The organism is Chitinispirillales bacterium (assembly GCA_031254455.1).
In the GTDB taxonomy this organism is placed as follows: Bacteria; Fibrobacterota; Chitinivibrionia; order Chitinivibrionales; family Chitinivibrionaceae; genus WRFX01.
Window position 1 is genome coordinate 1 of sequence record JAIRUI010000087.1, and the last position, 12,503, is coordinate 12,503.

At 37.7% G+C, this 12,503-nt stretch carries 8 protein-coding genes, 1 tRNA gene and 1 pseudogene; 5 read left to right on the plus strand and 5 right to left on the minus strand.

From position 1 onward, the window contains the following. The first annotated feature begins 227 nt into the window (after window positions 1-227). Complete coding sequence (gene mnmA, locus LBH98_06625) at window positions 228-1,286, plus strand: tRNA 2-thiouridine(34) synthase MnmA (GenBank protein ID MDR0304424.1); 1,059 nt, start codon at window positions 228-230, stop codon at window positions 1,284-1,286. Here mnmA and LBH98_06630 read toward each other — a convergent pair. From LBH98_06630 to LBH98_06640, 3 genes are read right to left on the minus strand one after another with little or no spacing between them, the layout of a single operon-like run. Beyond that, a complete protein-coding gene (locus tag LBH98_06630) occupies window positions 1,283-2,209 on the minus strand; it encodes a glycosyltransferase (protein MDR0304425.1) in 927 nt (308 codons plus the stop codon). The two genes, mnmA and LBH98_06630, sit on opposite strands and share 4 nt — an antisense overlap. After that, a complete protein-coding gene (gene argA / locus LBH98_06635; GenBank protein ID MDR0304426.1) occupies window positions 2,206-3,555 on the minus strand; it encodes an amino-acid N-acetyltransferase in 1,350 nt (449 codons plus the stop codon). Before argA ends, LBH98_06630 begins: the two co-directional genes overlap by 4 nt. Before the next feature lie 9 nt (window positions 3,556-3,564). Then, window positions 3,565-5,814, minus strand: a complete 2,250-nt coding sequence (locus LBH98_06640) for a diguanylate cyclase (GenBank protein MDR0304427.1) — start codon at window positions 5,812-5,814, stop codon at window positions 3,565-3,567. Between the two features lie 222 nt (window positions 5,815-6,036). On the opposite strand from LBH98_06640, the gene LBH98_06645 reads away from it, so the two are divergent. Then, window positions 6,037-6,108 (plus strand) — tRNA-Glu (locus LBH98_06645). 537 nt (window positions 6,109-6,645) lie between these two features. Here LBH98_06645 and LBH98_06650 read toward each other — a convergent pair. Next, a pseudogene (locus tag LBH98_06650) lies at window positions 6,646-7,155 on the minus strand (glycosyltransferase). Between the two features lie 489 nt (window positions 7,156-7,644). Here LBH98_06650 and pyrC point away from each other — a divergent pair. The 3 genes from pyrC (at window position 7,645) to rsgA (ending at window position 10,263) form a co-directional block, all read left to right on the plus strand. Beyond that, the gene (pyrC, locus tag LBH98_06655; protein ID MDR0304428.1) at window positions 7,645-8,685 is read left to right on the plus strand and encodes a dihydroorotase; all 1,041 of its coding nucleotides are present in this window, start codon (window positions 7,645-7,647) and stop codon (window positions 8,683-8,685) included. A 69-nt stretch (window positions 8,686-8,754) separates the two neighbouring features. Next, window positions 8,755-9,351 (plus strand): hypothetical protein, encoded by a 597-nt coding sequence (locus LBH98_06660; protein MDR0304429.1) that lies wholly within the window; start codon window positions 8,755-8,757, stop codon window positions 9,349-9,351. A 15-nt stretch (window positions 9,352-9,366) separates the two neighbouring features. Further along, the gene (gene rsgA / locus LBH98_06665; GenBank protein MDR0304430.1) at window positions 9,367-10,263 is read left to right on the plus strand and encodes a ribosome small subunit-dependent GTPase A; all 897 of its coding nucleotides are present in this window, start codon (window positions 9,367-9,369) and stop codon (window positions 10,261-10,263) included. Between the two features lie 66 nt (window positions 10,264-10,329). Here rsgA and LBH98_06670 read toward each other — a convergent pair. Further along, on the minus strand, window positions 10,330-12,503 hold a 2,174-nt coding region (locus tag LBH98_06670), incomplete at its 5' end, for a type I restriction enzyme HsdR N-terminal domain-containing protein (protein MDR0304431.1).

A 12,503-nucleotide genomic window follows, 5' to 3' on the forward strand; every position in this document is an offset into this window, starting at 1 on the left:
AATAAGAGAAAATCCGTTAAAATTATCTTGATTTTATAGATGTGTACACTCTGTGAATGCAATATAGTATTTTATATAAAAACATGGTATTTTTTTATCCTTAACTAGGATTGAACCTAGTATTTTATCTAAAAGATTTTTTAGGAAATTAAAGAATTGTAACAAAAAATTAACGAGACGGCGAAGTATTGTATATATTTATTTACCAAAATTAGCGTACGTATGAAATGAATAAAAAAAACATAATGATCGCAATGAGCGGCGGAGTGGACAGCAGCGTCGCCGCTCATTTGCTCAAAGAACAAGGATTTTCGCCTACAGGCGCGACTATGTGTTTCGGTCTGACGGACGTTGAGAAAAACCCGAAGAGTTGCTGCGACCCGCAAAGCGTCTCAGACGCAAAAAGAGTCTGCGGTAAATTAGGTATTCCCCATCACGTTTTCGATTACGCAAAAGAACTAAAAGAATTTGTAATAGACAATTTTGTAAACGAATATAAAAAAGGCAGAACGCCCAATCCGTGCGTGCGCTGCAATTCGTTTTTGAAATTCGGCATTCTTTTGCACCGCTCAAAAGAAATGGGATTCGACGCTATCGCTACCGGACACTATGCAAAAATTACCGAAGACGAATCTGGGTTTCACCTTGAAACCGCAGACGATAAAAATAAAGACCAAACATACTTTTTATGGGGAATAAAAAAACGAGATTTGTCCGAAATTATGTTTCCCGTGGGAAATATTGAAAAACCCGATTTACGAAAAACAGCCGAAATAGCCGGCATTCCTACGGCGCAAAAACAGGACAGTCAAGATATTTGTTTCGTAAGCGGAAAAAATTACAGAACCCTCCTCGCACAGTACGGCGTCATTTCAAAAAAAGGAAAAATGATTCATGTAAACGGAAAAATTCTGGGAGAGCATTTTGGAATTGAAAATTATACCGTCGGACAAAGAAAAGGGCTTGGAATCGCGCTTGGCGAACCGGCTTTCGTCAAAGACGTAGATGTCGAGAAAAATATCGTCGTTATAGGAAACAGAAACGATTTATTATCAAACGGCTGCGTTGTCGGAAACTGTAACGAATTGGAAACTTTCGACGGGAGTTTAAGCGTAAAAATCCGTTCTACTATGACGCCGGTAAAATGTTGCGTACAAAAACTAGAAAACGGCAGAATAAAAATTTTGTTTGACGAACCGCAATTCGCCGTTACCGCCGGACAATCCGCCGTCATATATAACAAAAAAAGAGTCATATGCGGCGGAATAATCGAAGAGAAATGTTAAACGTCTCGTCCTTTCCATTTAGGTTTTGCCCAAAAAAGAGACGGGATTAAAATTATCGTTTCAATAAAAAACACGAATGGAAGAATAAATAAACGTCTCATTTTGATTCGATTTTTAATATAAACGGGAATGAAAAACAAGAGCTCGACGATTGACGGAATTATAAGTAAATTGCCGATTGCGAAAATAACCAAAATTACCGTCAGAAATTTCGATTCCGACATCGCGCCTTTAATCCATCTAAGCATTTGAAATAAAAATGTTTTCGCATCGACAGGTTTTGTGCATGCGTCTGCGGGGAAATTACAAACGCAAAAAATCGGAACTTTGCGTTTCCTCGCCTCCGAAAGCAGTTTTTTATCCTCCGTTATTGAAAATCCTATCGCTTTATGTCCGCCGATATTTACGTATAATTCTTTGGAAACGGCGAAATTGTTACCCATGCACGAAGTGTCTATTCCTATTTTGCAAAAAAACCACGCAAGCGCAAACAAAAAATCCAACTGCGTTTCCTGAACAATTTCAAGCGGTGATTTTGTCGGATAAATCCGAGTTCTGCCAAAAATAAATTCCGCGCCGTTTTTTTCGATGGAAATTCTATAATTTTCAAGCCAATTTTCACCAAAAATCATATCAGCGTCGGTAAAAACCAAAAAATCATACTTAGCAAATTCCGCTCCCAAATCCAACGCGTTTTGTTTGGACGAAATATTGGGATTTTCGTTATAATCTTTTCTATGAAGCAGGGTAATGAAACTATAGTTATTATAATTTTTTATTATTTCTTCGCCGCCGTCGTCGGAAAAGTCGTCTATCATAATTATTTCGTAATTTGAAGACGTTTTCTGATTAATAAGCGACTTAAGCAGACCGTCAAGATTTCTTCTCTCGTTTCTGAAAGGAATTATTATTGAGAAATTCATCGTAATTTGGAAGTGGAATTTACATTTTTTAAGTCTAAAATCATTATACGCGATTTTCGTTTTTCACTGTAACTTTCCCGTTTTTCTTTAGGCAAATTATCAAGAGTTCCTTCCACAAATCCTAATTCTTCAAACCAGTCGCTTGTTCGGGTCGTAAGTAAAAAGCAATTTTCTTTCTTTAGGGCCGCCGCATACGAAATCAGATAAGAAACTACTTTCTTGCCTATCCCCATTCCGCTGTAAACGCCGTCAACCGCAACGCTGCAAATTTCTACGCATTCGTCATAATGAACAAGCGCCGCGCAAGCATGCAAAACTCCGTCCACCTCATAACCGACAAAATCGTCTATCATAGACTGAATATCTTCATTTGTCCTCTCAATTAAAATTCCTTTTTCGACGAGCGGACGAATAATTCGCAAAATCTCCGGAATGTCGCTGTGCGTAAGTTTTCTAATGTTATCATATTCGTCGGCGTAAATCATCGTGCCCTGACCGATATTGCTGAAAATTTCTTTAAGAAGCGTTCCTCCGTTATGACCGCCGACAATATGTACACGCCTGACGCCGCTTTTCGCCGCCTCGTACGACAATCCCAAAAGTTCAAGTTCTTCGTTGTTTTTATAGCCCGGATTGTCGCTTAGAATCCGCTTCGCCTGTTTTATCGTCAATTGCGAAATCATCGAATTATTTATGACGACTCCATGCGGAATAGTTAAATTATCCGCCGAAATCCCGCCGAAATCCGTCACAAAGAACAATTTTTCCGCCTTCAACGCAACGCTTATTTTCAGGGCTAATTCGTGAGATGAAATATTGTAAGGTTTTCCCGATAAATTCCAACCGATATTGGGAAAAATCGGAATCATATTATTTTCAAGAATTTTCATTATTGAAGCGCTGTCCACTTTATCTACAAGTCCGCTTGACTGAAAATCAATTCCATCGACCACACCGATGCCGCGCGCCCTAATCCAATTTCCTATAACGGAATTCGCGTTGTTTTCGGCAAACATCGTCATAACCTGATTCGCTACGTCAAAAGTCGCCATTTTTATGAAAGGAATCGCTTCTTCCGTAGAAATACGCATTCCGTCATGTTCTTGGGTTTTTATCCCGAACGTCTGCAAAATATTGTTTATACGAACTCTTGTTCCCGGAATAAGAACTATTTTTATCCCCCAATTATGCAGTAAAACGATATCGTAGATTAAAAGCGGAAACAACGGATGCGAAAGCAATCGTCCATCGGTTTTAATAACAAAAATCGAATTTTTATACTTTTGCAGATAGCCGAAGGTTTGTCTGATTGCGTCAACTTGCTCTTCAAGCAATTTGTTCCCCATAACCCCTCTTTATAAACGGATAATCCCTTTTTTCTTTTTTTCGCTTTTTTCGGCGTAAAGAACGCTGTCGGCTTTTAATAAAGCGGCTTCAAAATTCTCTTTCGTCGTTTTATCCAAAACCACAGCTCCGACACTGCATGAAATCATATACTGATGATTTTTTTCATCGTTGTATTCTTCAAACTTTTTACGGATTCTATTTACTAAATAACTACAGTCTTCATCTTTTTTAACGGAAGAAAATACAACAAATTCATCCCCGCCTATTCTTCCTATAATGTCCTCTTCACGCAAAACATCCCGCAGCAATCTCGCACAAACCGATATCGCTATATCGCCTTCCTTGTGACCGTAGTTGTCGTTAATAAATTTAAGTCCGTCCATATCGATAAATAAAACAAGCGTTACTATTTCCGGTCTTCTTAACAAATGTACAATTCTGGAATGAGCGAACTGAAAAAATCCTCTTCTGTTCAAAAGCCCCGTCATTTCATCGGTAATCGACAACACTTTTACTCTCTCTAACAACTCCGCTCCTTTCACAGCGGTAGATATATTTATGCGCAACGTTTCATAAATATCCATTGGATTCATACTGTTATATGAGATAAGCATTACGCCAAGTTCTTCGTCTTTAAAAAACAGAGGAATGAAAAACAACATTCTATGCTCTTTTTCAAATTCAAACCCGCTTATTGTAGAATAATTCGAAAAAGAAACAGGGTATCGTGCATTGTGTTTCAAACTTATTTTACTTTGCCCGTCAAATCCTACGACTTTATCAATATTCCTGTCGGCGTTAACATCTTCCCGCAAAACAGGATTTTTATACAAACCTATCAACACAGTGTAAATTGAAAATTCGGGCATCGATTCTATCAATTCTTCGCACATAGCGTCCATATCAAAAGTTAATACCAATTTATTCGTCGTTTTCCTCATCAACAATTTCGCCTCGTCCATTTCCAATCTTTTGAATTTTTCTTCTCTGGACAAAATATCGTAAATAATACCCGAAGCCGAACTAAGAGCGGAAAAAATCACGTTAACATTAGAAATTTTTTTTCTGTGAAATTCCACTCCTTCAAAAAGAATATTTATAACCTCATGCCATATTGTGAAATCACGCGAATACCGTCTGTAATAAATCAAAATATCGTTGAACAAATGCAAAAACCGCTCTTTGGAGAATTCCGGTCTTGTAATTTCTTCAACTAAGGCAGTCGCCCAAGAATGAACATGATGGCTGGAAATTTCTTTTGGGAAACAAGAAATAAATTTTCTCAAAACAAACGAATAAACCGTATTTAAATGCTTTGAAGTTTCTTCCGCGTCGACGCTTGACGCAATAACCGATCCGCCCAAACACCCGCACGACTGACGCATCACAAATAAGGAAGGAATGAATTCTACTTTTTTTACAGGAACTTTCATAATCTGATTATACAGCGTTTTCACACTTTTAACCCCTATATCAAAAAACGCCTGACGCACGGTACTCAAAGACGGAATATACATTTCCGAAACTACTTCGTCGTCAAATCCGGTTACTGCAATATTTGTCGGCACCAAAATATTTCTGCTGTTTAATTCTTCGACAACGCCTATCGCCATTTCGTCGTCGCTAACCGCTATAGCGTCAAAAGACAATTTGCGCTTGTCAATTAATTCAGCAACCGCCGCCCTGCCGGTTTCGTAACTGAAATGCCCCGGTAACACATAATCGGCGTTAAACTTGATTCCATTGTCTTTCAACGCTTTTTTGTATCCTTCAAGACGCGCTTCAGCCTCCGGATGTCCGTATGGTCCGCGCACAAAAGCAATTTTCTTTTTTGAATGATTTTTTATCAAATGATCGACAGCGCAATAGATCCCTTTTTCGTTGTCGACCAAAACCGATGGGATTTCCGATATGGGAAATGAAACCGATACCAAAGGAATTTTTTTATATAAGTTTTTAGCATACTCTTTAAATTTATCTATTTCGCTTCCTATGTCTTCTGCAATAAAACCGGAAAATAAAATGACGCCATCCAAAGAATCGTTGCTCTTTATCGCAGAAAGACAAGTTTCATAATGCGTATCAAAAGCGCCGTCTTTAGATTGATATGTTCCTACATAAGCCGTCAAATTAATATTGTTTTCTTTGGCATACGCAACAATACCATACCAAATTTCACATTGACTCACACTGTCTATAGAAGAAAACAACACCCCGAAATGCAGCCGTTTCTCCTGTTTCACTCTGTTTTCGGTCATAAGCCATTCCTTGCCGCATCAAGAATAATCAAATCTATAAAATTTATATAATATATATTATTTTATTACCGTTTTGCAAGATTTTTTGCAAAAACAAGTAATTTGACGATATTACCCGTTGAAAATTACAAGCGTTACGCTTCTCCGTAAATTTTTTAAATAATTAAAAAATGTCTTGCGTACCGTATTTTCATTTTATTATATTAGCAACGCTTTATTAGCGCACCCATCGTCTAGAGGTTAGGACACAGGGTTTTCATCCCTGCAACCGGGGTTCAATTCCCCGTGGGTGTATTCTTCAAACCTTTTACCATCCAAAGAAACAACGCTTTTTAGCGACAACAACCCTTTATTAATTTTTGCAATAGTTTGGCTTACGCGTTTTTGGACTTCGGACGAATCAAATTCGTTTATTCGGGTTTTTATGTGATTTATGTAAATCGGCGCAACCTCCCAGTCGATATGCGACAACATTTCATCGTATAAATCAAGCCAGGAAAACAATTTTGAAACGTCGCTTTTACGCGAAGTCATCGACAAATGTTCCATATAATAAACGTAAGTTTTCGTTTTTGTGAAAGCCATCGAATTAATCTTTTTGGAAGATAAAAAACAAAAGTGCATATCCTGTCCGGTTAAAAAATCACCTTGATAAAGATTGTTTTCCACAATAAAATCTTTTCGGATAAGTTTTGCCCATAATTCCCAGTTTATGCGATCAAGAACGCTGGAATAAAACGGAAACCTCTGTCTAATCCACAACGTGTTATTTGTGTATTCCGGAAAAATTCTTCCGTCCGTCGTATATATAAATTGAGCGCTTTTACAGTCCTTTTCACTCGAAACGACCGTGCAATTCCCCTGAACAATATCCACTCCCTTATATTTCTCGGCAAGATAAACCAAGGACAACAGCGAATCTTCGCTCAACTCGTCGTCGCTGTCCATAAAATACACATAATCTCCGGACGATTTAGTCAAACCCTTGTTTCTTGCTCTCCCCTGTCCCGAATTTTGCGGCTGTTTGAACAATTTGAACGTAATTTTTTCATGGATCAAATCGTTTTTTTCATAATTTTCAATATTTTTGCGCAAGACCGCAAACGAATTATCTGTCGAACAATCATCAACAAAAACCGTTTCAATCAAATTTTTTGCATATTTTTGGTTTATTATTGAGTTAAAGCACCTTTCAATCCATCGCTCGCAATTATATACGGGGATAATTATTGATATTTTGGTTTTCGCCTCAAAATTCGGAGGAGGGAGCGCTGAGGAAAACGGGACAAAATTTGGTAAATTTTGTGTTTTAACTATCTGTTTTTCATAATTTTGCGGCATTTTAAAAGAATTGAGTCCGAGTGCAATTTTTTGATAAATATTCGTTACTTTTTGAACGACTTCGGTATTTCGCTCATATTCCGGCGAAGATTTTATTTCGTGTAATTTTTCGTTTATACTACAAATTGTTTTTCCCGCAAACTCAAAATCCATATTGAGCAAGTTACTTTCGCATTCGTCAAGTTTTTCCAGAATTTCATTTGTCATAAATTCTCCGGTATATTTTTGTCGTAATTTTTATACTCATGAAAGTATTTGCGAAATTGAGAAAATTTATTTTCGGCAATTGTTTTAACAAAATCAGAATGTATTCTGTTTTTCACCCCAACCCCAAAAGAACCGATTCCGTAACAAAAATACTATTTACCGTTATAAAAAAAGCGAACTAAAGGAATTTCTTTATCCTGCCCGATCTGTAAATTGATTCTTTTAACGACATATCGGCGTTATGCATATTGTATTTTCAAAATAAAAAACAAGTAGGAGTTTATGATTTCGAACAAAAATGAAATAACTATAATTCGTCCGGACGATTTTCATTTGCACTTGCGCGACGACGAAATTATGAAAACGGTTTTGCCGCATACCGCACACGTTTTTGCGAGAGCGATTATAATGCCTAACCTCAAACCGCCGATAATTTCACTTAAAGACGTTTTCGAATATAAAAAACGGATTACGGATAATATTGCACGAGATTATGATTTCGAGCCTCTTATGACAATCTATTTAACCCAAAATCACAAGCCGAAAGATATTGAAGAATTTGCAAAATCCGGACTTGTGAAAGCGGTAAAATTGTATCCGTGCAACGCCACTACAAATTCGCAATACGGAGTACGCGATTTTGACAAAATAATTGACGCTTTGCAAACCCTGTCGCAAATGAAAATTCCTCTTTTAGTGCATGGGGAATCCACAGAGAAAGGCATTGACGTTTTTGATAGAGAAAAGCGGTTTATTGATACGATTTTTAGCAAAAAGCTACTGAAAATAGACGGGTTGAAAATCGTTTTTGAACATATTACGACAAAAGAAGCAGTAGATTTTGTTCTTGAAAACGAAATCGCCGCAACGATCGCTCCTCAGCATTTGCTTATGAATAGAAACGCGATTTTCGACGACGGAATAAATCCGCACAATTACTGCCTTCCGGTTCTCAAACGCGAAAATCATCGTAAAGCGTTGTTGGAAGCGATATCAAAGCCTATCAAGAAATTTTTCTTGGGAACGGATTCCGCTCCACACACAAAAAACGCAAAAGAATCGTCTTGCGGTTGCGCAGGAATTTATTCCGCTTTTGCGGCGATTCCGCTTTACGCCGAAGCGTTTGAAGAGGCCGGCGCATTATATAATTTCGAGAATTTTTGTTCCAAAAACGGCGCGGATTTTTATGGTCTTCCGTACAACAACGGCGTAATAACAATCGTAAAAGAAACTTGGACTGCGCCAAGCGCTTTCAAGGTAAATAACGACACTTCAATAATTCCGTTACGGGCGCAAAAAGAGATTAAATGGAAAATTAAATGAATTTTTTGGGAATTATCGCAGAAATTTTGGTATATTTTATTGTAAAGAATGCAAAATAAAGGAGTTTTTATGAAAAAGTTTATATTTGTTTTTACGGTTTTACTCGCTTTTACTGCCATTTATTCGCAGGATGATTTGAAGCAGCGTTCAATGATGAAAAAAACGATTTTTTACGTGACTTCCGACGGTAAAACCGCATCGGCCGACTATTGGCAGTTATCGCTTGGCAATTTCGACGTAAGAGTTCAAAGAAAATACCCGGGCGAAGGAATGGTATCTATTGACGGAAGCGTGAATGCTGCGCTTATGTCCGGCGGGTACATTGAAGGAAACGGTTTCGGCGACAGAGGCAAACTTATGGCGATGGCGGATTTTGCGGTCAAACGAGACGGAAAATATGAAATTGTTCGTGCGGATTCAATTGATTTTATTTTTTACGGAGGAACGAAAGCCAAACTCAAAGATTCTGACCAAATAGAAGACTTGTTTGTTCATATAGAAGACCCATACAACACGTATCAGCCGAAAAAGTTTATTTTGGGAATTTATAGCGGCAACAAAAATACAGGCGAGTTGACTTTTATGAGAGACGTTAGCCCGTTAATCGGCATTTCATTCACAACGGAAGGCGCACAAAAGGCGTATAAAGCGGCTTTGGCGGAATAAAGACACTCCCAAAAAATGAACGGGCGGATAATTCAGGAGCAAAAAAATTATTATTTAGCGGATATTTCACAGAACGAACCCGTCCGCGCCGTTTTGAAAGGCGTTGCCAAAAGTAAACACAAACGAATCGTCGTCGGTGATTTTGTAAAAATCCAATTGTTTGACGGAATCACAGACACAGCGGTGATTCGTGATATTCTTCCAAGAATTAACGAACTGTCAAAACCTGCGATTGCGAATATCGACAACATCTTTTTCGTAAATTGTCTTGTCGAGCCGATTTTGAATTTTCTTTATATTGACAAATTTTTGTTTTGCGCTTGTGTAAAAAAAATTAACGCAACACTGATTTTCAACAAAACCGATATTCTGTCGAAAACTCAGTTTGACGTACTGCAAAACTTTGCAAAAACTTACGAAGAATTCGGATTTCAGGTTTTACTTACAAGCGTAAACGATAAAGAAACAATAGACAAAATAAAAAACACTGCAAAAGACAAGGTTTCGGTTTTTGCGGGGCAGTCGGGAGTCGGGAAAAGTTCAATTATGCAGATTTTATTCCCGGATAAACATTTTGCGGTTCAGGAATTGTCGCAATCCCTGCTTCGCGGAAAAAACACGACTTCGCATACTTCTCTTATACGGTTAGAAAACGGCGGATATATCGCCGATACTCCCGGATTTTCCGTATTTGAAATGCCCGCTGTTCCACCGGAATTTGTTTGCGCGTACTTTGACGATTTTGCAAAAATTTTACAAAACAAGCAATGCAAATTTTCGAACTGCTCACACAAAAACGAACCTAAATGCTGTATAAGAAATGCGGTAGAAACCGGCGAAATAGCCAACAGTCGCTACGAAAGTTACCTCGTAATTTATGACGAGATGGCTGCAAAATCAAGAAAATTTTAACCTTAACGATAATTTGAAAAAACAAGAAGACAAACAAAATATACGACTTGTCGTTAAAAGCTCAACTTAATACTCATAATCAAACAGTGTCGGATTTTCTTTTTTCAATCTCCAAGAATCCTCGCCTACCCTTTCGCAAATATCTTCAAGCACAGAAAGTATTGTCTGATTATCGGGCGTAACGCCGTTTTTCAATAACGGCAAAATATCAAGAACAATATCGTTGAAAGATGCGAGTTTATTCTCCCGTTCCATACGTCGTAAATAACTTATTAAATAATACTTTATTCGCAATCGAACGTCTATTTGCGTTTGAAATTTTGTGTTCTTTTTTATACGGTATTTCTCAGTTTTGTCGTCGTAGTCAAATCTGTCGGACAATATCGGCGTCAAATCGACGTATTCCTTCTTTAATAAATCCAAAAAGCCCAATTCAAGCCCTTTGATAATCAATTCGTCGTTTATCTGTTCAAGCGTCGCACCGTCGTGTTTTGCAATAATTCCTTCAACGGTTTGTAGCACTATTTCTCCTATATCCATTCCCAAGTTCGCTTTTAATACCGCTCTTGGGCTGCGAACTTTACGAAAATTTATAATCAATTCCCCCGACAAAACAGTAAAAGGGTTTTGTCGTTTTTTAAAAGAAGTTTGTCCGTTTTTTTGAGGAACAGCTCCTATATATTCAAAGCCGCATTTCTCGCAGGTCTCTATAATCAAATGCCAGAATTCCGGGTCTTTGTGTGCAAAAACGAATGAAAGCCAGCGATCAAATTTCAAAACGCGATACATCTCTTTTATGCTTTGCGCAATCAGGTCGTTGTATTCGTTTTTGGTTTTGTTGTGTTCGCCGCCTTCGATTGCCTCCAAATCGTAGTCTTCCTCGTTTACATCCAAATCAAGCCAAGCGTTCCACATAACAGATAAATCCAAATACGGAATTTTTTTGCCGTATGGCGGATCTGTATAAATATAATCCACACTTTCGTTATCCAAAAATGATAAATTTGTCGCCGTACCTTTAACAATTTTATAGTTATCGACAGTATTTTCATTTATAGAGCGCTTTATTTCTTCTTTTGCGGCATAAGTTTTTTTATATTTTGTTTCAAAAATACGTAAAAGCGGCATTATCCCGGGTTTAGGCGCTATCCTGTATCTATAATAACGGAATATCGCACTGTCTCCTCCGCCGGCACTTTTAGTATAATGAAACGTCAAATTATGTTTATTCAGTGAACTTGAAAAAACAAGGAATAAAGTATCTCTTATATTCTTATCCTTTACTTTTTTTATAATTGCTTTTAACAATGCTAACTGCGCCATCTGTTTTTTACTGAATAATTTATGAACGCTGTTGACATCCGAACCTTTCGGAAGTTTTAAATCTTTGGGCAATGGATATTTTTGCAAAATTCCTTTCACGTCATAATTGTTTTTCGGTTCTTTTTTTTCGTATTCTTCACAAATCTTGTCATACGTTTGCGACAAATCATGAAAATCTACGGGAACAAGCAGCGATTGCATAATAAAAACCGACAAAGGATTTATGTCTAAACTTATAGTTTTTCGCCCGTTCATTAACGCCTCGACAGCGGTAACGCCACTGCCGCCGAAAGGGTCCAGCACAATATCGCCGGGCTTGCTGAAATTGTTAATATACTCGGCGACAACATTCCACGCCTGCCGTGTAAAATATCCGTGAACGCCGAAATGCCTCTTTGCAGATTGCTTTTTTACAGGAATCTCTTTCAAAAGCGGGCGAGCGGCATAGTCAAATTTTTTTTCTTGCGATAATATCGGCTTTTCGTAAGCGAATGTTTTTCCGTGTTGAAAACAGTTTGGCGAAAGCATATTTTGTAAAGAATCCCAATATCTGTCTATTTCGAAAACACGAAAATGCAAAATCGGATTTTCAGGGTTATTTGTTCTAAAAACGACAAATTCAATTCCGTTACATATTGCAAAATAATTGCTACGAATTTCTTTATGAACTGCATAACTATACGCTTGATCGACAAAATTCATTACATTCTTGTCGGAAGATTTCGCTTCTAAAACCCAAGCGTAACTGTTTTCTACTTTAAGAAGATAATCGGGAATTAACGTCGTTTTTTCTTTTCGGCTACCGACTTGCATTTCAAAATGTTTTTCGCGAACGATAGTTTCTTCTCTAAATCCGAGCGCTTTTAATAAAGGTTCGATAATAGCGGCACGAACAGAAGATTCATTAAACTCTTTTG